A 21,279-nucleotide genomic window follows, 5' to 3' on the forward strand; every position below is an offset into this window, starting at 1 on the left:
GCGTACGAATGTGGGCACTCGCCGGGCGGGACGTGGCGAGTGCGTGCCCCCCCGCTCTTCCCCTGTCGCGGAGCTTCGGATCAGATGACGCCCTGGGCGGACATCGCGTCCGCCACCCGCTCGAAGCCGGCGATGTTCGCACCCGTCACATAGTCCCCCGGGGCGCCATAGCGTTCGGCGGTCTCGTGGCACGTGCTGTGGATGTCGTTCATGATGCGCGTCAGTTCCTCCTCGACACGCTCCGCCGACCACGACGTACGAGCGTGGTTCTGAGCCATCTCCAACGCGCTGACCGCGACGCCGCCCGCGTTGGCCGCCTTGCCGGGCCCGAAAGAGACGCCCGCCTGCTGGAACAGGCGTACGGCGTCGGGGGTCGTCGGCATGTTGGCGCCCTCGGAGACCACCTTCACACCGTTGCGGATCAGAGCGGTGGCGTCGCCGCCGTCCAGCTCGTTCTGCGTGGCCGACGGCAGCGCGATGTCGGCCGGCACCTCCCAGACGCGCCTGCCCGGCACGAAGCGCGCCGAGCCACCGCGGCGCCGGGCGTAGGTGTCCACCCGGGCGCGTTCGACCTCCTTGACCTGCTTGAGGAGGTCCAGGTCGATGCCCTTCTCGTCGACCACATAGCCGGAGGAATCCGAACAGGTCACGGCGTTGGCGCCCAGCGCGGCCAGCTTCTGAATGGTGTAGATGGCGACGTTCCCGGAGCCGGAGACGACCGCCGTCCGCCCGTCGAGGGCCTCGCCGCGCTCGCGCAGCATCGCCGCCGTGAAGAGGACGTTGCCGTATCCGGTCGCCTCCGGACGGATCAGGGAGCCGCCCCAGTTCCGGCCCTTGCCGGTGAGGACGCCCGCCTCCCAGCGGTTGGTGATGCGCCGGTACTGGCCGAACAGGTAGCCGATCTCCCGGCCGCCGACGCCGATGTCACCCGCGGGCACGTCCGTGTGCTCGCCGATGTGCCGGTACAGCTCCGTCATGAACGACTGGCAGAAGCGCATGACTTCCGTATCGCTGCGGCCGCGCGGGTCGAAGTCGCTGCCGCCCTTGCCGCCGCCGATACCGAGGCCCGTCAGCGCGTTCTTGAAGATCTGCTCGAAGCCCAGGAACTTGATGACGCCGAGGTTCACCGACGGGTGGAAGCGCAGGCCGCCCTTGTACGGGCCGAGCGCGCTGTTGAACTCCACCCGAAAGCCGCGGTTGACCCGCACCCGGCCGTGGTCGTCCTGCCACGGCACCCGGAAGACGATCTGCCGCTCCGGTTCGCACAGTCGCTCGATCAGTCCGGCTTCGGCGTACTCGGGGCGAGCCGCGATGACCGGCGCCAGTGTCTCAAGGACCTCGCGGGCGGCCTGGTGGAACTCCGGCTGGGCCGGGTTGCGGTGCTCGATCTCAGTGAGCAGCTGCGAGAGCGCCGGCAGCGCCGCTGTCTTCGTATCGGGTCGCGTGGTCAAGGGGGCCCTTTCTGGCACGGCTGGCACGGCTGACACCGGTGATCCGGTATGGGGCGCCGCTCAAGCATTACGCGCATGTAAACACAGTGACCAGCCCTCGGGTCCAGAGAGTGACCACTATGCGAGACCCGGCTGCCCCGCATGGCTGCCCCTCATGGCTGCCCCTCATGGCTGTCCAGAAAGCACGGGTGCTCTCTTCTCGCGGCGCGCCTTACCATGTCCCGGTACCCGAGACCTGACGTGCCGTTACCAACCGTGAAGAAGTGAGGGATTGGTGGACGCGGGGGACACTCGAGCCGACGTCACCGTGTCGGGGAACGAGCGCGGCGCGACCGGACGCCCGGCGCATCAGCTGAGGGCCACCGCGATCGGCGCGGTGGCCGTCCTGCTGTGGGCGGCGCTGGCGCTGGTCACCACGCTGACCGGGCGCATTCCGCCGTTCCAGCTCACCGCGATGGCGTTCACGGTCGGCGGGATCATCGGGCTGCCCCGGGCGATCCGCGGCGGCGCGGCAATCGCCCGAGGGCTGCCCGGCGGCGCCTGGGCGCTCGGTATCGGCGGCCTGTTCGGCTACCACTTCTTCTACTTCGTGGCCCTGCGCAACGCGCCCGCCGTGGACGCCGGCCTCATCGCCTACCTGTGGCCGCTGCTGATCGTCGTGTTCTCCGCCCTGCTGCCCGGCGAGCGGCTGCGCTGGTGGCACACCGCGGGCGCGCTGCTCGGACTCGGCGGCACCTTCGTCCTGGTCATCGGCGGCCAAGGTCTACAGCTCCGCGGTGAGTACCTGCTCGGATATGTGGCGGCCGTCGTCTGCGCGCTGGTGTGGTCGACGTACTCGGTGGCCAACCGCCGCTACCCGCAGGTCTCCACGGACATGGTCGCGTTCTTCTGCCTGGCCACGGCGGCGCTCGCGGCCGTCTGCCATCTGCTGTTCGAAACCACCGTCCGGCCCGACGGCTGGCAGTGGCTCGCCGTGCTCGCCCTGGGCCTCGGCCCGGTCGGCGGCGCCTTCTACGTCTGGGACCACGGCACCAAGCACGGCGACATCCAGCTCCTCGGCACCTTCTCGTACTTCGCCCCGCTGCTCTCCACCGCGCTGCTCGTCGTGACCGGGCGGGCCGACGCGAGCTGGCCCGTCGCCGTCGCCGGCGTGCTGATCGCCGGGGGCGCCGCGCTGGCCTCGGTGGACGCCCTGCGAGCGGCGCGCCGCCGGGACTGAGCCGGGCCCCGCCGCCGCGCGGGGGCTGGGCCCGGCCGGGTCAGGCGTCCACCGGCCAGGTCCCGCGGCGGACCATTTCCACCACCTTGTCGGCACCGTTGGCCCGCACAAGGAGTTCCAGACGCATCCGCTCGATGTCCTCGGCGGTCCACTGGTCGGTGGCCATGGTCGCCTTCTCGTGCGACCAGCCGTTGTCGTAGTTGCGTACGACGTAGTCCTTCTGGAAGTCCCACATCTTCGTGCCGGGCAGCGGGGTGACGATGAAGGGGTTCGCGTACGCCATGCCGTGGTCCATGAGCGTGACCGCGTAGTCGATGGTCTTCTCGATCTGCTCCAGCGACTCGATGTACGGCTTGGCCCCGGGCCGCTCGGGCGGGTTGACGAAGCCGAGCATGAAACCGCCGGTGACCTGGATGCCGTACTCGGTGAACATCTCCACGATCTCGCCGGTCGCCTGCTGGAAGGAGTTGAGCCGGGGTTTGCCCGACTCGACCAGGCTGTCCTCGTTGGCGCTCTCCACCGCGAGGTAGACGCTGTAACAGCCGCCGTCGGCCATGGCCTTGATCAGGGCCCGGCAGGTGAGCCCGCCCCGCATCGCCGCGAGAATGTTGCGGAAGTTGGGGTTGCGCCGCTCGCTCTCGTCCATGGTGTCCGCGAACTCGGTGCCCAGGTGCAGCAGGACGAGGTTGAACAGGCTCAGGCCGCCCTCCTCGACCCACGGCAGGTCGTGCTTTCGCAGGAGCTTGAAGATCTCCATCGCGTACAGCGGGTCGTGCATCAGGTGGTCGTCCTCGATGAGGACCTCGGTCACGCCCTGCTTGCGTATCTCGGTGAGGTGCAGATCGAACCAGTCGGTTCCAAGGGCCCGCCAGGGGCCGTTCACCATCGGGATGTAGCAGAAGTCGCAGCCGACGTTGCAGCCGATGGTCGAGAAGATCTGCGCCCAGGAGCCGTGGTCGCGCACCCGCTTGCCCGACGAGTGGTAGCCCTGCTCGTACTGGCGCATGTCCAGCATCCCGAAGTCGGGCAGCGGCATCATGCCGAGGCGCTGGTCAAGTCCTTGCCGCTTGGGCAGGATCCGCATGTACGGCGATGTGGCGGTCGTCCGCACCACGGCCCCGTCCGCCCGCCGGTAGGCGAGGCCGGGCACGGCGTCGATGTCGCCGCCCTCCTCGGTCAGCGCCCGCAGGAGAGCGGTGAAGGTCTGGTCGGCCTCGTTGATGACCACGTGATCGAAGGGCGAGTCCGGCACGGCGTACTTCCAGTCGCCACTGGGGTGGGCGCCGCCGGTGACGGTCACGATCCCCGGGTCGATGTCCTTGACCAGGTCGGCGAGGGCGCGCGCGTTGCCCCACTGGACGGTGTAGATGCACTGGACGCCGACGACGTCCGGCTCGAACTCCTCGATCAGCGCACGCAGTTGCGAATCGTCCAGTCCATAGCGCTCCAGGCTGCCGCCGCCCCCGAGGTCGACGAGCCGACGCTCCTGCTCCCAGCCGGCGAAGGGCGAGTCGACGATGCGTACGTCGAATCCGGAAAGGCGGGCGTTCGCCGCGATGCGCAGCAGACCGATCGGGGTGCCCGCCCGCTTCATGACCTCGAAGGTGTCCAGGCCGAGCGTCCGGAAGCTGCTCCCTTGCGGGGAGGGCTCCACGACCCGGGTGTACGAGGGTACGAGGAGCAGCACACGCGGCGCCTCCCCGCGGGCCCGCCGCCGGGCGCCGGACCGCGACGTACGCAGGGAAGGGGTGCCCAGGTGCCGCAGCGGTGGGCGCTGTGGAGCACTGGAGAACTTGACGGAGGGGCTTTCTATGAGCACGGGCGCATGCGGAACAGTTCGTGTCATGGGAGCTCCATCTGACCGATCCTCCGATCCGAACGGAGAATGCGTTCAGATCGTGACCTCCCTCACACCGTGAGGACAGCGTTCCGCGGGAAATGGCGTGAACTGCGACTTGATGGCTGTGTGCAGCTAATTCAGTGCCTCTGACGCCGTATGCGGTGCCGGGGTGGACGTGGTCGATCGTCGCGCCGGAGCGGTCGGCGGCGGATGCTCCAGGCGGTCACCGTGTGAACCGTGAACCACACAGGGCCCGAGAGATGCCAGATGGCGTCGATGAGATTCAGCAGGACCGCCAGTGAGAACGTGGCCCTTGCCCTGTTCTTCGCTGCGGCGATCTTGGACGCGGCGTGGGTCTCCTCGTAGCGGAGAGACGCGATCCCCGGGCCTCCGCCGTGAAGTGGCACCGCGTTCGTGTGCCGCTCGGCCCGATCTCGCTGGAACCACTTCATCGGCCGGCCCCCTCACGGCATTGGTGCGCAGTATCTCATTCGCGGCTCTCGGCCAGGAGTGCCGCTCGGCGGACCGAATCGGCAGAGGCGGCCAGCAGCGGCAGGCGAACGGCCGGGCTGGGGATGCGGTTCTGAGCGTGGAGGACTCCCTTGATCACCGTCGGGTTCGGTTCGATGAGAAGGGCGGCGGACAGCCGGGCCAGCTCGGCTCCGAGGCTGCGGGCGGCCGTGGCGGAGCCGCGTCGCCACAGCGCGATCATTTCGGCGTAGTCGGCGGTGCGGACATTGGCCGACGCGACGATTCCGCCGTGGGCGCCCGCCGCGACGAGCGGTGAGAGGACGATGTCGTCACCGCCCAGCATGGCGAAGCCGGGCAGGGGCGAGTCGAGCAACTCCATGGTGGTCGCGTCGATCGCGCCGGTCGCGTGCTTGATGCCGACGACCCCCGGCAGGCGGCCCAGCGCGGCGATCGTGTCGGCGCCGAGAGTCTGCCCGGTGCGGTAGGGAATGTCGTACACGATCAAGGGGAGGCCGCCGTGCTCGGCCAGCGCGGTGAAATGCGCCAGGGTCCCCGCTGCTCCGGGGCGGATGTACGGCGGCGCGGGAACCAGCGCGGCGGCGACGTCACCCTTGGCCGCCAGCTGTCGCAGCGACGTGATGGCGGCGGCGGTGTCGTTGGTGCCGACCCCCACGATGAGCGGTGCCCCGTGTGCCCGGCAGGCGGCCGAGCAGACGCGCACCACCGTGTCTCTCTCCTCCACCGTCAACGTGGCGGTTTCGGCGGTCGTACCGAGGGCGACGAGCCCGGAGGCGCCGGTCGACAGCGCCTCGTCGGCGACTCGGGTCAGTGCGTCGGGAGCCAGGCGCAGATCGTCGGTGAACGGAGTCACCAGAGGGACGTACAGGCCGTTGAAGAGCGGTTCGGGGTTCATGCTCCAACCCTGACCCACACCCACCCGGTAGTTCCATTTCTGATTTCTGCCTTCACACCTAAGCTGAACTTATGCTCGATGTCCGTCGTCTTCATCTGCTCCGCGAACTGGACCGGCGGGGCACCATCGCCGCCGTGGCCGAAGCGCTGACCTTCACCGCGTCCGCCGTCTCCCAGCAGCTCGGGGTGCTGGAGAGGGAGGCGGGCGTGCCCCTGCTGGAGCGCAGCGGCAGGCGCGTGATCCTCACGCCCGCGGGCCGCTCCCTCGTCGCGCACGCCGACGCGGTGCTGAACCGCCTCGAACAGGCGGTCGCCGAGCTGGCCGGCGCACGGGACGGCGTCGGCGGGCCGCTGCGTATCGGTACGTTCCCCTCCGGCGGCCACACCATCGTTCCCGCCGCGCTGGCCGAACTGGCGCGCGGGCACCCCGCGTTGGAACCGATGGTGCGGGAGATCGACTCCGCGCGCGTCTCCGACGGCCTGCGCGCCGGTGAGCTGGACGTGGCCCTCGTCCATGACTACGACTTCGTGCCCGCCACCCCGGATACGACCGTGGACGAGGTGCCCCTGCTCGAAGAGCCGATGTACCTCGTCACCCATGCCATGAGCGAGGACACGGGCGAGGCGGGCACGGACGCGAGCGCGAGCACAACCGCGACCGCGGCCGCGAACTCCGGCCACGGTGACACGCTGGCAGCGCTGCTCGGGCCCTTCGCCGAGGTTCCGTGGATCACCGCGCGGGACGGCACGACCGGTCACGCGATGGCCGTACGCGCCTGCCAGGCCGCCGGGTTCCAGCCCAGGATCCGCCACCAGGTCAACGACTTCCGCACCGTGCTGGCTCTGGTCGCCGCCGGACAAGGGGCCGGGTTCGTACCGGAGATGGCCGCCGTGCCGAGCCCCTCGGGCGTGGTGCTCACGAAGCTGCCGTTGTTCCGTCGCTCGAAGGTCGCGTTCCGTGCGGGTGGCGGTGCCCATCCGGCGATCGCCGCTTTTGTGGCGGCGGCGGCGACGGCGGTCGATCGCATGGCGAGTTCAGGAGGCCGGGTCGGAAGCTTTGAGTGAACCGGCCGACCGCCGGGAACCTGTCTGCCTGGGCCTCACATATCGGTGCCCGGCTGACGTCCGAACACGTCTGAATACGTCCGAATAAGTCCCCATACATCCGAACGAGAAGGCGATTTCCCGCGATGGCCGATGACGCATACCTGTTCCTCCTTCCTGACCGGCACCCTCGACGGGGAGCGGCCCTCGCCGCCGTCGGCCCCCTCGAATGCACGGAAACCCCTGCCGTGCACGGCTGGTTGCAGGCCCACGAGGTCTCCGCGTCCTCGGAACAGGTCAGGATCCTGCCCGCCGAGGCGGAGACGCTCATCCCGGAGGACGCCGAGCGGCTGCCGGTGCCGTTGAGCGAGGAGGAAGCGCTGAAGGTCCAGCAGGAATGCGCGCCTCAGGCGGTCACGGACATGGAGAGCGAACTGCTCGAATTCCGGGAGACGACCCAGGACTGGGAGGCTCTCGTGCATCGGGCCCTGACCGCGGGGATACCCGTGCGGCGCATCGCCCGGCTGACCGGCCTAGACCCACAGGAAATCGGCCGCCTGACCGGCTGACCGGCCGACTGGCTGACCCGCTGACCGGCGCGCTGCCCCTCGTCCTGGCGAGCGAGGCACCACGTCCCACCACAGTCGCCAGGTGCGCGGCGGGTGGTCAGTCCTCGCCTGTCCGGTGTTCGGTCGGGCTGACGCCGCGGACCCTCTTGAACGCGGCGCTCAGAGCGAAGGCGCTGGAGAAGCCGACGCGTCCCGCGACGGCGCCGACCGTCGCGCCGGGTTCGCGCAGCGGCTCGGCGGCCTTGGCGATCCCGCGCTCGCGCAGATAGGTCATGGAGGGCTGGCCGACCAGGGCGGTGAAGCGTCGGGCCAGGGCCGCGCGGGACACCCCGGTCTTCGCCGCCAGGGTCTCGACCGTCCACGGACGGGCCGGGTCGGCGTCGAGCAGCCGCAGCGCCTGTCCGACCACGGGGTCAATGTGCGCGCGGTACCACGTGGGTGCTTCGGCGCCGGGGCGGGTGAACCAGGCGCGCAGGGCGGTGATGAGCATGAGGTCCAGCATCCGGTCCAGGAGGATCTGCCGGCCCGGGGCCGGGCGAGCGGGGGCAGCGCGGCAAGGCATGAGCAACGAGACGATTCTGGTGACCGGCGCCACCGGCAAGACCGGGCGCCGGGTGATGAGGCGTACGAGCTAAGCGGCCCGCGGCTGATGTCGTTCGCCGACGCCAGCGCGCCTACGGCATGCCCGAGGAGTGGGTACAACTGGCCATCGGCCTGTACGTCGATGTCCGCTCCGGCGCCCTGAACACGCTCACCGGCGACGTGGAGAAGGCGTTGGGCCGCCCGCCCCGGGATTTCACCGACTACGCCCGCACCGCCGCCGCACAGGGAGCCTGGTGAGCCTGAAGGCACTTCGGCTTGACGTTTGGTGTGTCACTCGGGGCGGCTGAAGCGGTGGGTGGCCCACAGGAGGGCTGTTGCGCCAATGGTCAGGAGGAGGGCGGCTTCGAGGAGCAGCGGGAGTTGCCAGTCGCCCCATGTGATGCCGCCGGTGGCTGCCTTGTCCGGTAGCCGTAGGGCGATGCAGCGGCGGAGCAGGTCCACTCCGTAGGCCAGTGGATTGGCACCGGCCAGTGCGTGGATCCAGCCGGGCATGCTCTGCAGCGGGAAGAAGGCGCCGGAGAGGAACAGCAGCGGCATCATCACCAGGCCGAGCAGCATGTGGAATGTTTCGGCACTGCGCAGGCTCACGGCCAGAGCCAGGGCCAGGGCGGTGAGGGTGAAGGAGGCCAGGATCATGCCGGCGAGGAGCAGCACCAGCAGGAGTGGGTCGAAGGGCAGGCCGACGGCCCCGGCCAGGCCGAGCAGTACGGCGCCCTGCGCCGTGGCGACCAGGGTGCCGCCGGTGCAGCTCCCCAGGAGCAGCGTGGAGCGGCTGACCGGGGCCATCAGGAGTTCGCGCAGGTAGCCTCTTTCCCGGTCGGCCATCAGGCGGACGCCGACGGTGATGGCCGGCATCTGCACCGTCATCATCAACATTCCAGGGAAGAGGTACGCCTGGTAGCCGACGCCTAGAGAGGCGCTGGGGATGAGGGCGGCGAGTCCGCCTCCCAGGATCAGCAGGTAGAGCGCGGGGTGGAGCAGCATCAGTGCCGTCTGGGTGCGCTGTCCGGCCAGGCGCAGCAGGTCGCGGTAGACCAGGGCGTGGATCGCGCGCAGTTCGTGCCGCAGGGCGGCCGGCCGTTCGCTGCCGGAGATGTCCGAGGTCTCCTGGGTGAGGGCGGTCATCGGCCGCCGCCGACTTCTGCCGCCATGCCGCACGAGGCCGGGGCGGTCGGTCCCTGGCCGGGGTGGGTGACGTGGAGGCTGCGTCCGGTGTGGTGGAAGAAGACGTCGTCGAGCGTGGGTGGGGTGGCGGACGCAGCGTGCACGGCGATGCCGTGGCCTTCCAGTGCCGCGCACAGGCGTGGAATGAAGGCGCTGCCGTCGGGCGCCCGCAGGCAGATACCGTTCGCGTCCACGGTGATGACGCGGTCCGACGGCGCCATCCGGCGTACCACCTGTTGTGCCGTCCTGTCGTCGCTGGTGTGCACCATCACCTGGTCGTCTCCGATGGCGGTCTTGAGAGCGAAGGGCGCGCCCTGTGCCACCAGGCGTCCGCGGTCGATGATGGCGATGCGGTCGCAGTTCTCCGCCTCGTCCAGATAGTGGGTGGTGACGAAGAGCGTGCTGCCATGCTGGTCGCGCAGTGCGCGCAGGTGCTGCCAGACCTGGGCGCGGGCGTGGGGGTCGAGTCCGGTGGTCGGTTCGTCCAGGAACAGCACTCGGGGGGCGTGCAGCAGTCCGCGGGCGATTTCCAGGCGGCGTCGCATGCCGCCTGACAGAGTGCGTACCGGGCAGTGCCGCCGGTCGGTCAGACCGACCATCTCCAGTACCTCGGTGGCGCGTCGGCGGGCGTAGCGGCGGCGCAGCCCGTAGAGGCGGGCGTGGATGTGGAGGTTCTGGTCGGCTGTCAGGTCCGGGTCCAGGGCGCTGTGCTGGAAGAGCATGCCGATCTGCCGCCGTACCTGGCGGGGGTGGGTGAGGACGTCCGCGCCTGCCACCGTGGCGTGTCCGGTGGTGGGGCGGGCCAGGGTACACAGCAGGGCGATGGTGGTGGACTTCCCGGCGCCGTTGGGGCCGAGGAAGGCGAAGGTTTCGCCCTGTGGCACGTCCAGGTCCAGGTCGCGTACGGCGTGGGTGATGGTGCCATGAGGGCCCGGGTAGCTCTTGCCCAGCCCGCGAGTGCGGATGGCGTACGCGGGCTCAGGTGGGTGGTGTGCGGTGTGCGGCCTGGTGGTGGGGGCTGTCATGAGGACTGCTCGGGTGCGACGGCCGTCACCGGCGTGCAGCTGCCTGTGGTCGGGTCCGGTCCGGCCCAGCGGTGGCCCGCCACCATCGCGGTGATGGGGGCTGGGGCGGCGGCCTGGCTCGTCTGCCGGTCGGTGCCGGTGCGCCGGCTGAGCGGGGCCGTTTTCTCGGCGGTCGCAGTGGTGTCGATGCGCGGGCGCGGGGCCATGGGGCTCATGTCGTTCCGTCAGCCTTCCAGGTCGTGGGGTACGCGAGTCATCCCGCCGGCGCGCAGGGTGGCCGCTCGCAGAGCAGTGGGCGTCAGCGCGGTCGTGGAGTCGGTGGTCGGATGACACGGCCGGGATGCCTTGTGTGGAGGCGGTGACTGGCTGTTGGGAGGTGGCAGCACCGCTTGCGGTGCGCGTGCGGAGCGAAGCCGCGGACGGCCGCGTCCGAGACGGCCGTCGCACCGGTCGGCGGCTGTTGGCGACAGCCGCCGACCGGACGGTCGCACCAGCAGAGCCACCTAGCAGGTGACGCCGATGCAGATGGTGTTCAGAAGGGTCAGAATGCCGGCGCATCCGCAGGTGGCGGCGAACGGCGTTCCGTCGATGTCGACAGGGTCGGTCTCTGGGAGGGCGTGGAGCCGGGCCAGCAGTTCGATGTCCTGGTTTTCCATGGGTTTCTCCTTCTTTGTGCGGGGCGGCGGCAGAGGTACTGCCGCTCAGGCCGGCGACTGGACCATCCAGTGCCGGGGTTCGGCGTGGCGGAGCCGGAGAAGGAAGGCCAGAATTCCGGCGGATCCGTCGCTCCAGCTGGTGGACACGTCCCCGTACTCGTTGGGGAAGACCACGTGGCCGTGGCGGTGGGCTCGCTCGGCGAGGATGAGGCGGGCCAGGTCTTCGGCCATGGCGCGGTAGGCGGGCTCCTCTGTGGCCGCGGCCATGTCGAGGAGGAAGTCGCCGTTGCCCGCCAGTCCGTGGCACTGGGTGAGGGCGGCGCGGGAGGCGTGTTCGGTCACCGCGTGCGTAGCGCGGTGGGCGAGGTCATGGAACCGGTCGTCGCCGGTGACCTGCCACAGCTGGATGAGGAAGGTGCCGATGCCCGCGGCGCCGTGGCACCAGTACGGAGCCGTGGGGGCGTCCGTGGGCTGGGCGGTCCAGTGGGCTGACGCGCCGGTGAGTACCGCGTGGGCCACCAGTTGCTCGCCGGCCTCCACGGCCAGCTCCATGTGCCTGGGACGCTGCGAGACGAGCGCGGCGGCGAGGAGGAAACAGCCGATGCCGGCCGTTCCGTGGGCGAAGCCGAGGTAGCGTTTGCCGGCCGACGGGGACACGGCTTCGGCGGGAACCGCCCAGCTGACGCCGGATCGGTCATGCTGGGCGGCGGCGATCAGCCGATCGGCGGCGTCGACGGCCAGTTCGGCGAAGCGCGGGTCACCGGTGCGGTGCCACAGGTGGAGGGCGGCGAGTCCGCTGCCCGCGGTGCCGTGGGTGATGTCGTGGCTGGCCGTCGACTGTTGCGGTGCCAGGGCCATGCCAAGCGCGTGGTCGGTGAGCCGGTGGTCCTCGACGGCACGTCCGGCGTCGTACAGGGCCCAGGCCGTTCCACGACCTCCGAAATGCAGGCCGGGGCGCGTCGAGTCGGTGTCGGTGCGGCGTGCGATCCAATGGCCCGCTGTGGAGATCAGCTCGGGCAGACGGGGATCGCCTGTGCGTTCGAAGTACCGTGTCAGTACGGCCAGGACTCCGGCCGCGCCCTGCTGCACGGTGCAGGGGTCGCTCTCCCCGGCCGCAGTGGACACGGGCCACAGCCGTCGATCACTCCCCGGGGTCATCGAGTCGATGAGGTGGTCGACAAGCGGGGCCACCTGATCGTGAGGCTCGTCGTCCCGTGCCGGGCGGGTGGCGGCGCCGTATGCCAGTCGCGCCGGGATGGCCTGGCGGAGAGCCTCGCGAGCCCTGGGCGGGTCCCAGCGCTCGGCGGGATCGTCCTTCATCAGCGCGAGGACCATGTCCGCCAGGCCGTGCGGCAGGCGCAGCGGTCCGACGCAGGCGGTCAGCCAGGCGGCGAGCCGCTGTTCCGCGGCCCTGGTGGCAGGCTCCTCGGGCAGCAGGTTCGGCACCTTCCCGGTCAGGACGAAGCACGCGGTGGCGCCGAGGCTGTAGTAGTCGGCCGTCGGCGATACAGGTGCGTCGGTCAGCCGTTCGGGCGCACTGAACCCCGGGGTCCCCAGTCGGGTCGGCAGAGGAGAGTCGTCCTCCAGGACGGCGAGTTCCAGGTCGATCAGGCGCAGTTCGCCGTCCGGGCGGACCATGACGTTGCCGGGCGTGAAGTCCCTGAGGACGCAGCCGTGGGCGTGAGCCGCCGCGACCAGGTCCACCAGGCGTCCGACCATGGCCAGTGCGTCGGCGCGGTAGCGCTCGCCTCCGACATCGCGTAAGCGCTCGACGACCCAGGTGCGCAGGGCGATACCGGGGACCTGCTCCTGGGCCAGGAACAGGTGGCCGCCGTGTTCGAAAAGCGCCAGCGGCTTCGGAGCCAGCCCCAGGCCCTTGAGCCTCTCCAGCGTCCGGGCCTCGGTGCGCAGCCAGTCACGGACATCGCGGCCGCAGGCGTCGGCCTCCACGTGCGGCCGTGCCTCCTTGATCACTACAGAGGCGCCCGTGCGGACGTCAGCGCCCCGATAGACGCCGCCCTTGTTCGTGTGCCGGATCGCCTCCCGCACCGCGAAGCGGCCGCCGATCACCACCGGACCGCTTGCCGCATCCCCGGTACTCGGCGGGACGGGCACCGCGGCGGGAAACGGGCAGACCGCCCAAGAGGGCGGAGAATACTGGCCGGTGCGTTTGTCCTCCACGGGATTGCCGTCAGGGTCCTCGATGAACCACACCAGCAGGCCGTTGTCCGCCAGGCGCCGTCGGCCGACGAATGAGCCGTACCGGTAATGCACCAGGCTGTGTTCGGCGTAGGGCTGGTCGGACAGGATCCGAGGGCCGGTCAGCCCCGCCGTGGCCCCGTGCAACTCCTGGGCGAGCCTGGCGGCGTCGGCGTCGGAGCGCGGGTAAACGGTGATGAACTTGCCCGAGCTTCCCCGGGGCGTGGCGCGGGAATTGAGCGCGCCCACCTGGTCGATCGACCGGGCGAACTTGAACGCCGAGTCCTCCCGCAGCAGCACGTCCAGAGCTTTTGCCAGGACCGTCGGCGCGGAGGCGACCGTTGCCGACAGGTGCAGCTTCCAGCCCTGCTCGCGCCGTGGCCCCGTCGCCGGCGCGACGTGGCACCACATCTTGTCCGTGTCGACCCTCCAGCGGCCGCCTGTTCCTGCGGCGTGCAGCGCTTGGTCGAGGAGGCCCTGTAGTTCGGCTTCGGTGACGTGACTCGTCATGCGTGTCCCCTCTCAACGGCGAGAACCGCTGACGGGGACGTGCCCGACGGCAAGGACATTCCAACCACACCAGGTCGGATTCATCCCATCCGGTAAGCGTATAGCCACGTACTCGCACCCTGGGGAGCGCGCGCCCGGCGCAGGAAGAGGGCCTCTCGCGGAGGGCGTTGACGACCGCGCGCTCCAGGACCGCCGACTGCCTGAGCAGGGTGCCCTTCTTACCCATGGTGGTGTCCCGGGGCGTCCTGGGCCCGGTCCCGACCCGGTCCTCGGCCGGGGTGTCGCGCGAACGCTGATCACGGGTGATCTCGGTGGTGAGCCGCCGGAGCAGGACGTCGGGGTCGGTGGGCAGCGACGCCAGCCATATGTACGTCGGCCTGTTGAGGCCAGCCGACCAGCCGACGGGGGTCTCGCCGTCCGGGACCCCGGCCGTGATCGGGCCGTACGAGCCGTCCTCGTGGATCAGGCCGACATCGATCACCGGCCCCGCCTTCTGCGACATCCAGACCTCACGCTCGCTGGGCTTGGGTCGGCAACAGCCGGGCCAGTTCCTCGTGTTCGGCCCGCGTGGGGCCGGAGATGCGGTCACGATTTCACGCCGGCACGGGGTCGCGTCATCGCGACGCACGGCGGTTCACTACGCCTGCCCGCCCTGCTCGCCCTGCTCGCCCTGCCCCGTCTGCTCGTCCTCCTCGCCCCCATCCGTACGCCTGCCCTCGCCCGCACTCTCGCCGGTCGCGGCCCCCGCCGTTCCCGCGGGGGCCGCAGCGCGCGTGTTGACGTACGTGGTCAGCCGCCGTACCTGCCGTTCCAGGTTCTTGACGCGGTCCACGATGTCCTCGGGAAGATTCGGCATCACAGGGCCTCCAGGCCTTCGAGGAAGAGTTCCGCCGTCTCCGCGCGGCCCCGCTCCGGGGCGGTGACCTTGACTCCGATGACGCGGTACGACGCGTCCAGGCCCTCGCTGAACCACACGTCGTGGATGCGCAGCCGGACGGTCGTCCCGAGGAGTGAGGGCGTGGTGTCCGCGTCGAGGCGGACACGGACGGCGGGGATCACGACCGGCCCGCCGAGCGCGGCGAGTTCGGTGCGGGCCAGTGCGTCCAGGGCCGCCTTGTCGGTGACGTTGCTGTGGTCGGACGTGGTGTCCAGGCGCGGGAAACCGGCGCCGATGAGAGCGTGCGCCACGTGTTCGTCCGAGATGACGGGGCGCTCCGCGCCTTCGGGTGTGCCCCCGCGGGCCCGCGCGGTGGTGCCGCCGCGGGTCGCGTCCCGGGGGAAGGAGTACGTGAGGATGTCACCCGGCAGGTCCAGGACCGTGGTGCCCTCTCCGACCTGGATGCGCGGGACGCCGAACAGCAGCCGTTTGGCGCGCTGGCCGGTCGACGGGTCGCGGTGGACGCTCACGAGATACTCGAAGCCCGGTTCCATGGCGGCCAGTTGCGAGATCGCCTCCTCCACCAGCGTCTCGTCGCCGTCCAGGTACGTCACCGTGCGCCGGGTGCCCGGCGGCGCGGGCGCGAAGCCGACGCCGATGTCACCGCCGGGCACCGACTGGATGTGCTCCCAGAGGCCTCGTACGATGGTCAGGTCGTCGGTGTCCGTGTACGTGAGGCGCCGCCGGATGTGGCGCCGGCCCGCGTACGAGTCGAAGGTGGCGGCCTGGAGGGCGACGGTGACCATGCCCTGCTCGTCCATGGCCGGGGTGAGCGTCCACACGATGCCGCCCCAGCACACCTGGTCGCCGCGTTCGAGGTAGACGGCGGTACGGCCCTCCACGAGCTCCCTGACGCGCCGGGCCATCCGCCGGTTGGGCACCGGCAGGGTGGCGCTGAGGGAGCCCGGCTTGCCGATGTAGTCGTCGAACTCCAGGCCCTGCAGCGGAAGGACGTCGATGGGGGCGTTGGTGCGCAGGTCGGCGAAGACGGCGAGGTAGGGGCTGTCCATCGGGGTCAGACCACCGGGTCGACGCGGACGAAGAGGTTGTCGAAGGAGGCTTCGTTACCTGCGGTACCCGATCTGAAGGCGGCGATGGCGGTGTACGAGGTGCCCGCGGTGAGCGGGCCGAGCGGGAAGTTGCTGCACGTGGAGGCCGAACCGGCCCCGTTGTGGGAGGCCGCCCGGTCGTCGGTGGCGCTGAGCAGGGGGGTGCCGCCCGCCGCGGGACGCACGTTCACCGACATGAACGCCTCTTTTCCGCCCGCGCCCCACATATGGGCGCCGATGGCGATGTGCACCCAGCCCGACGCCGGTGCGACGAAGGTGAGGCCGAAGGGGTTGGAGACGACGTCGGTGAGGGTCTCGGTGTAGGCCGCGGAGGTGGTGAAGCCACGGTCGGGGGTGTGCTTGAGCATGGCGTTCGGTGTGTACAGCAGCCACCGGGCGCCGTCCCAGCGCTCCAGGCGTCCGTTGACGTCCCGGTACTCGCCGACGTAACTGCCCCGCGCGCCATGGCCGCCCCCGGCGGGCAGGATGCCGCCGAGCGCGGCGGTGTAGCGGCGCCGGTCGGCGACCGCCGTCGCCCAGGTGATGCCCCGCGCGGCCGAGGCGCCCGCACCGACCGACACCTCGTACAGCAGCTCGGCGTTCTTCGGCAGCACGGGCGGCACCGGCGCGCTCGCCGGGGTGCCCTGGACGATCTCCAGGACGGCCTCGTAGCGGCCCGAGGCGTCGTAGTCCGCGTCGTACACCCGCACCACGAGCGCGTCGATGCGCGGCAGCGTCGCGTGGCCGTCGGCGAAGAGGAGCTGCGCGTCGGCGTCCACGGTGACCGGGTAGCCGCCCTGCGCGGCCGCGGAGGCACCGGGCACCCACAGCCTGCCGGGGGACAGCCGGGCCTGCATGCTGGTGGCCGCGGTGCCGGTCAGCTGGAGTCCGCCCACGGCGCAGCCACCACGGGCGGTCAGCGGCCCGGAGGAGGCCATTCCGAGGCTCATGGCGAGCCGGGTGTCCTCCCGGGTCTGTCCGGTGGGCAGATGCCATGCGGAACGTGTCGTCATGGAACTCTCCAAGATCGCCGGTCGATGGGTCGGTCGCTCACCACTCGGCCGAGCGCCAGGTGACGGTGGCCGACGCCTGCTCCACGGTGCCGGACTCGGCCCGGAAGGACAGCCGGGAGGCACCGGGGGCCAGGGTGAACAATTCCTCGGGGACACTGCCGACGACCGCGGTGTGGCGGCGTGACGCGGTCCCGTTGAGCACCACGGAGCCTTCGGCCGTGTCGACCTCCAGCACATCGCCGAGCGACAGGGACAGGCGGTACTCCAGCCAGGTGCCGTCGTCGTGGTTGGCCAGGCGCGGGCCGACACACGGCCCGGTGAAGGTGATCAGCGGATGAGTGGGGGCGCTGCCCGTGTTCTCCACCGTCACCTCGCCGATGGCGCCCGGGGTCCCCCAGTTCAACGGCCAGGTCAGCGGCCAGGTCAGGCCCGGCTCCCGGCGCGGCAGTCCGATCGTGGCGCGGCGCGCGACGCTCTCGTAGCGCCGCGGGTCCATGGCCTTCCACTGGAGCGTCGCCTTCGCGAGCCGGCTCGCGAGGAACTGGCGGTCCGTGGGCACCACGCGCTGGGTGACCCGCGCCTTGACGGCCAGCGTCTCGCCGTACAGGCGCACCGCGAGCCACTCCTCCTCGTCCCGTACCGCGGTGGCCGAGCGCAGCGCGCGCAGGGCGGCGAGGGCCGCTTCGGGGCCGCCGTCCGGGTCGGGCGCGAGCCACAGCTGTGCGGTGACGGTGCGGGGCTGCGCCCACTGGGTGCCCGGCCAGCCGCCGTGTCCCGCTGGGCGGTTGGCGTCCGACGACTCCAGGCCCGGCAACTCCTCCCAGCCGGTGAGGCCCTCGGCGGCGACCCAGTGGACGGTGTCGGGGCCGAGCAGCAGATCCGCCCACTGCACCTGCCCGTCCTTGTTGATCAGCGCCCCGGGCTCGGCGGCGGCGACATCCGCCGCGCCGGTGCCGTGCCTCATCCCCGCGGTCATCCGCTCACCACCCCACCCTCGGCCTTCATCAGGGCGTCAGCCCCTGGCCTTCATCAGGAACATCAGGTCCTCCGCGGTCTGCCGGGCGCTGCCGCCGCGCGCCTCGTAGTAGTTCTCGATCACCACACCGCCGCCGCGCTGCTGCGGCCCCAGCGCGCGGACCGGCCCCGCGCCCGGCCGCGCGCCTCGCGCGAGCAGCGCCTCCAGCCTGTTCAGCGGCAGCACGGCCTCGGCCTGCCCCGCCTCGCCGAGCAGGGCGAGCGTGCCACCGGTGCGCGGCAGCACGATGCCGCCCTGTGCGAGGGTGGGGATCGTCGGGAGGTTGACGCCGAAGGACTTGCCTCCGACGCCCGGCACCCAGCCCGGGATGGTCACCTTCACCTTGTTGAGCGCCCGGATCGCCGAGTTGACCAGGCCGATCACCGCGTTGATGGGCCCCTTCACGGCGCTCAGCACGCTGTTGAAGACGCCCTTGGTGAAGTTCGCCAGGCCGTTCCAGGCCCGGTGCAGACCGTCGCGTACGGCACGGAACGCGGCCGGGATGCGCTCCCGGAGGAAGTTCAGCGCCGGTCTGATCACCGCCAGGATCGCGCGGATCACGGTCGTGATGATGGTCTTGTAGATCGTGAAGTACGTCTTGACGACGGTCCAGATCACCTTCAGAACGACCTGGAAGGCGACCTTGATGCCGTTCCAGGTGGCCTGTACGACCTGCCGGGCCACCCGCATCGTCGTACCGATCACCTGCCCGATGATCCGGAACGCCGTCCGCACGATGCGCTGTACGGTCTTGGACTGCATCGCCATGTCGATGAGCTTGGTGATCAGCGGGAGCAGCAGCGCCATGATCGCGCCGAAGATGTTCGCCTTCATGGCGGTGTTCAGGCCCCGTTGGGCGGTGGTGACACCCTGGAGGCCCGTCTTCATCCGCCCCATGAGCCCGCCGCCGCGCGTGGCCGACTTCCCTGCGCCGTCCATGGCCCGGTCGGCCTGCCGGGCGCTGCGGGCCGCGGCGTCCGCCTGCGTCTTGACTCCGCGGAAGGAACTGGCCGTGCGGTCGAGACCACCCTTGATCCGGCCGACGGCCCGGTCCGCCTGCTGCACGGCCGCACGCAGCTTGCCGACCCCGGACTCGGCCTGCCCCGCGTTGGTCCGCAGACCGCGGAAACCGGAGGCTGAGCGGTTGAGGGCTTGTACGAGTGACATGGGGTGCCTCCTGCGGGCTTATGGGGCCGTCATCCGAGGGAGCGGACGAGGCTGTTGATGCGAGCCTCGAGGCGGTTGATCTGGGCGGCCGTCTCGGTGAAGGTTCCCGTGTTGGCCAGGCTGGCCCGCTGGGGCGGCGGGGTGCCGGTGGCCCTGGCCCTCAGGGCGTCCAGGCGTCGGTGCGCCCTCTTGGCTTCGCCGCGTGCCATGTTGGCGATCTCGAAGGCACGGCCGAGTGCCCTGCGGGTATCCGTGATGGACGCCTTGAGATCATCGGGCCGCAAGCCGGCCGCCCGGTCCCGCTGCTCCTGCAGCCCCTTCTGCAGGTGCTCGAGCAGGTTGAAGTCGAAGCTGGCCAGCTTGACGCTGCTGGTCACCGCCGCGAACTCCTTCTTCATCGCGGTGACTTCGGTGACCGATGCGACCGCGTCGACCTTCGCCAGGCCGCGCTCCAGCTTCAAGGTGAACGTCTGGTGCTCCGACTCCAGTTTCTTCAGCCGGTCATCCACGCCTGCCATACGGTTCTCCGTTGCTGGTCGAAAGTCTTTCATCCGAAACAGGGACTTTCGGTCGAACTGGGGGCCGTCAGCCGAAGAAGCGGGCCAGTTCGGCGGGCCCCGGCGCGTCGGTCGGGGGTGGGGCGGAACCGGCGGGGGCGCCCTCGTTCGCCCCCGGCCGGGGCACCGGCTGCGGCGCCTCCGGGGCCGCCTCGTCCTCGTCGCGGTTGACGGAGGCGAACATCCAGTTGGCGATGGCCAGGTGGTCGACCACCGCGGCGAGCAGGTGGTCGGTCAGCGACCACTCCGCCGCCTCCCCGTCGTGCGCCGACCGGAACGCGCTGTCCCGCGGCAAGTGCCGGACCAGCACAGCGAGCCGCCGCGAGGACAGCTCACCGCGGTGCCAGCCGAGCAGGTCGACGCCGTAGTGGCGCAGCAGGTCCGCCTCCAGCGCCTCGGCGTGCTCCTCCACGAGCGCGCCGAGGCTCAGCCTTCCCCCACGCTCAGCCCTGTCGCCTCGCCGTAGGCGTTCAGGACGGCGGCCACGTCCTGGACGCTGACGTCGTACTCGGCGAACCGCTTGTACTGCTCGTCGCCCATCAGCAGGGCAAGGAGCCCGTCCAGGTCGTTGTCGTCCAGGGCGGCGAGGGCCTGGGCGGAGCGGCGCGGGATCTCGGTGGGCAGCGAGAACGTCTCGCCGTCCACCTCGAACTCCCAGTGCAGCCCCAGCGATTCGAGCCGCTGGGCGCGGGCGGCGTTGACGTTGAAAGGCGCGGACATGGGGCTCCTAGGTCGAACGGTGGCTGTGGCGGTAGCGGTGACGGCGGCGGTGGCTGCCACGGCGGCTCCGCGGACGCTCCGCTTACTTCGCGAACGCGGGGTCGTTCATCAGCCAGGTGGCGAGCGGCGCGGCGTTGTCCACCGCGAGCGCGGTGAAGGTGAGGCCGAGTTTGACCGACGCGGTGCGGGTGAGCTGGAACTCCTCGGTCTCGGTGACCTGGCCGCGCGCGATGACGAAGCGGTACTTGATGGCGTCGCCGTCCGCGAACTCCACCCCGAGCATCCGCTCGTCCATCTTGGGCTCGGCCGCCACCTTGTACGTGTAGAGCTTGGAGCCCTGCGCGGTCTCCTTGACCGTGTCACCGCCGAAGAAGAACGGCAGTGTGTCCTCGTTGAGCTGGAGCAGTGCGAACTTCACGGTGAGGTCGCGGTCGGAGTACACGAACCGGGCCGGGCTGACCGACTGCCAGGTGTCCACCGGGTCGATCTTGTCCTTCTTGTTGAACTTGATGCCGTCGGTGCTGGTGTAGCCCAAGTCGCGCCAAGCGGCGTCCCAGCCGGCGGTCACGTCGGAGGGCACCGGCGTACCGAGCTGGGCGGTGAGGACGCGTCCCGTACCGGCGACGCGGATCTCGTTCGGGTTCATTCCGGGCATGCTGACTCCTCTTGGCTCCTCGTGGCTCTTGTGGCTCCTCCGGGCTGCTTCCCGGCCGCGCCCGGCCGGCGTACGGGCATGTCAGGCCGGGCGGATCGAGAGCCGGGTGGTGGACAGATAGCGGCTGGCGGCCTGCCGGTTGTAGTCGGGCAGCCAGCGCGGCCCGTCCGCCTCGACGGCGTCGGTGACGTAGGCGCTGCCGTACGTGGTGTTGCGCACGGTCAGCAGCGCCGTACGGGCCGCGGTGGCCACGGTGTGGGCCGTCGGCTTGTCGGGGCCGTAGACCTCCAGGTCGATCAGGGGCTGGTCGAGGCGCTGGTCGTCGACCCACACCCCGCCCGCCCGGGACACCAGGACGGCCTTCTGGGTGCCGTCGAATCCCTGGGGAGTGCGGTTGTCGACGATGACTCCGGCCAGCTCGGGCCGGCTCTTGAGATAGTCGACGACGAGGCGTTCGACGTCCGGGAACATGATCGGCGGGTCACTCACACGCAACTCCTTGC

22 protein-coding genes and 1 pseudogene are annotated in these 21,279 nt (G+C 70.7%); 4 read left to right on the forward strand and 19 right to left on the reverse strand.

All coding sequences use genetic code 11. The features are described from left to right. Positions 1-80: 80 nt before the first annotated feature. Positions 81-1,451, reverse strand: a complete 1,371-nt coding sequence (gene gdhA, locus ACWDZ7_RS26340; RefSeq protein ID WP_451800295.1) for an NADP-specific glutamate dehydrogenase — start codon at positions 1,449-1,451, stop codon at positions 81-83. 274 nt (positions 1,452-1,725) lie between these two features. Between gdhA and yddG the strand changes: the two genes are divergently transcribed. Then, a complete protein-coding gene (yddG, locus tag ACWDZ7_RS26345; protein ID WP_451800297.1) occupies positions 1,726-2,670 on the forward strand; it encodes an aromatic amino acid exporter YddG in 945 nt (314 codons plus the stop codon). Positions 2,671-2,710: 40 nt separating this feature from the next. On the opposite strand, the gene ACWDZ7_RS26350 is transcribed toward yddG, so the two are convergent. Together ACWDZ7_RS26350 and ACWDZ7_RS26355 are read right to left on the reverse strand one after the other, a co-directional pair. Beyond that, on the reverse strand, positions 2,711-4,516 hold the full coding sequence (locus tag ACWDZ7_RS26350; protein ID WP_451800299.1) for a B12-binding domain-containing radical SAM protein: 1,806 nt from the start codon (positions 4,514-4,516) through the stop codon (positions 2,711-2,713). Positions 4,517-4,997: 481 nt separating this feature from the next. Continuing rightward, entirely contained in the window at positions 4,998-5,894 is an 897-nt protein-coding gene (locus tag ACWDZ7_RS26355) for a 4-hydroxy-tetrahydrodipicolinate synthase family protein (RefSeq protein WP_451800300.1), read from the reverse strand. 71 nt (positions 5,895-5,965) lie between these two features. On the opposite strand from ACWDZ7_RS26355, the gene ACWDZ7_RS26360 reads away from it, so the two are divergent. Next, positions 5,966-6,958 carry a LysR family transcriptional regulator gene (locus ACWDZ7_RS26360; RefSeq protein ID WP_451800301.1) on the forward strand — a complete coding sequence of 331 codons (993 nt, stop codon included), beginning with the start codon at positions 5,966-5,968 and terminating at the stop codon, positions 6,956-6,958. Between the two features lie 125 nt (positions 6,959-7,083). Continuing rightward, a complete protein-coding gene (locus tag ACWDZ7_RS26365) occupies positions 7,084-7,506 on the forward strand; it encodes a DUF6003 family protein (RefSeq protein ID WP_451800302.1) in 423 nt (140 codons plus the stop codon). Positions 7,507-7,603: 97 nt separating this feature from the next. Here the strand turns inward: ACWDZ7_RS26365 and ACWDZ7_RS26370 are convergent. Next, positions 7,604-8,113, reverse strand: a pseudogene (locus ACWDZ7_RS26370) (helix-turn-helix transcriptional regulator); the annotation flags it as partial. A 74-nt stretch (positions 8,114-8,187) separates the two neighbouring features. On the opposite strand from ACWDZ7_RS26370, the gene ACWDZ7_RS26375 reads away from it, so the two are divergent. Further along, on the forward strand, positions 8,188-8,346 hold the full coding sequence (locus tag ACWDZ7_RS26375) for a hypothetical protein (RefSeq protein ID WP_451800304.1): 159 nt from the start codon (positions 8,188-8,190) through the stop codon (positions 8,344-8,346). Positions 8,347-8,379: 33 nt separating this feature from the next. Here the strand turns inward: ACWDZ7_RS26375 and ACWDZ7_RS26380 are convergent, their stop codons facing one another. The 15 genes from ACWDZ7_RS26380 to ACWDZ7_RS26450 all read right to left on the reverse strand — a co-directional run bounded on the left by ACWDZ7_RS26380 (position 8,380) and on the right by ACWDZ7_RS26450 (position 21,265). Next, entirely contained in the window at positions 8,380-9,234 is an 855-nt protein-coding gene (locus ACWDZ7_RS26380) for an ABC transporter permease (protein WP_451800305.1), read from the reverse strand. Continuing rightward, on the reverse strand, positions 9,231-10,298 hold the full coding sequence (locus ACWDZ7_RS26385; protein WP_451800307.1) for an ATP-binding cassette domain-containing protein: 1,068 nt from the start codon (positions 10,296-10,298) through the stop codon (positions 9,231-9,233). Before ACWDZ7_RS26385 ends, ACWDZ7_RS26380 begins: the two co-directional genes overlap by 4 nt. Then, positions 10,295-10,513, reverse strand: coding sequence for a hypothetical protein (locus tag ACWDZ7_RS26390; RefSeq protein WP_451800309.1), 219 nt, complete (start codon positions 10,511-10,513; stop codon positions 10,295-10,297). The genes ACWDZ7_RS26385 and ACWDZ7_RS26390 overlap by 4 nt, the downstream gene beginning before the upstream one ends. 288 nt (positions 10,514-10,801) lie before the next feature. Continuing rightward, a complete protein-coding gene (locus ACWDZ7_RS26395; RefSeq protein ID WP_451800310.1) occupies positions 10,802-10,954 on the reverse strand; it encodes a VenA family class IV lanthipeptide in 153 nt (50 codons plus the stop codon). Positions 10,955-10,999: 45 nt separating this feature from the next. Continuing rightward, entirely contained in the window at positions 11,000-13,663 is a 2,664-nt protein-coding gene (gene lanL / locus ACWDZ7_RS26400) for a class IV lanthionine synthetase LanL (protein ID WP_451800312.1), read from the reverse strand. Positions 13,664-14,300: 637 nt separating this feature from the next. Continuing rightward, entirely contained in the window at positions 14,301-14,519 is a 219-nt protein-coding gene (locus ACWDZ7_RS26405; protein ID WP_451800313.1) for a hypothetical protein, read from the reverse strand. Next, positions 14,519-15,610 carry a hypothetical protein gene (locus ACWDZ7_RS26410; protein WP_451800315.1) on the reverse strand — a complete coding sequence of 364 codons (1,092 nt, stop codon included), beginning with the start codon at positions 15,608-15,610 and terminating at the stop codon, positions 14,519-14,521. Before ACWDZ7_RS26410 ends, ACWDZ7_RS26405 begins: the two co-directional genes overlap by 1 nt. A gap of 5 nt (positions 15,611-15,615) precedes the next feature. After that, the gene (locus ACWDZ7_RS26415; protein ID WP_451800316.1) at positions 15,616-16,662 is read right to left on the reverse strand and encodes a hypothetical protein; all 1,047 of its coding nucleotides are present in this window, start codon (positions 16,660-16,662) and stop codon (positions 15,616-15,618) included. 37 nt (positions 16,663-16,699) lie between these two features. Beyond that, on the reverse strand, positions 16,700-17,638 hold the full coding sequence (locus ACWDZ7_RS26420; RefSeq protein ID WP_451800318.1) for a phage distal tail protein: 939 nt from the start codon (positions 17,636-17,638) through the stop codon (positions 16,700-16,702). A 36-nt stretch (positions 17,639-17,674) separates the two neighbouring features. Then, positions 17,675-18,844, reverse strand: a complete 1,170-nt coding sequence (locus ACWDZ7_RS26425; RefSeq protein WP_451800319.1) for a hypothetical protein — start codon at positions 18,842-18,844, stop codon at positions 17,675-17,677. 29 nt (positions 18,845-18,873) lie between these two features. Then, positions 18,874-19,362 carry a hypothetical protein gene (locus tag ACWDZ7_RS26430; protein ID WP_451800320.1) on the reverse strand — a complete coding sequence of 163 codons (489 nt, stop codon included), beginning with the start codon at positions 19,360-19,362 and terminating at the stop codon, positions 18,874-18,876. A 67-nt stretch (positions 19,363-19,429) separates the two neighbouring features. Continuing rightward, complete coding sequence (locus tag ACWDZ7_RS26435) at positions 19,430-19,813, reverse strand: hypothetical protein (RefSeq protein ID WP_451800321.1); 384 nt, start codon at positions 19,811-19,813, stop codon at positions 19,430-19,432. Between the two features lie 14 nt (positions 19,814-19,827). After that, entirely contained in the window at positions 19,828-20,121 is a 294-nt protein-coding gene (locus ACWDZ7_RS26440; protein WP_451800322.1) for a hypothetical protein, read from the reverse strand. An 82-nt stretch (positions 20,122-20,203) separates the two neighbouring features. After that, positions 20,204-20,776, reverse strand: coding sequence for a phage tail tube protein (locus tag ACWDZ7_RS26445; RefSeq protein ID WP_451800324.1), 573 nt, complete (start codon positions 20,774-20,776; stop codon positions 20,204-20,206). Between the two features lie 81 nt (positions 20,777-20,857). Beyond that, positions 20,858-21,265, reverse strand: a complete 408-nt coding sequence (locus tag ACWDZ7_RS26450) for a hypothetical protein (RefSeq protein WP_451800325.1) — start codon at positions 21,263-21,265, stop codon at positions 20,858-20,860. Positions 21,266-21,279 lie beyond the last annotated feature (14 nt).

This window comes from Streptomyces sp. NPDC003032 (genome assembly GCF_053591415.1).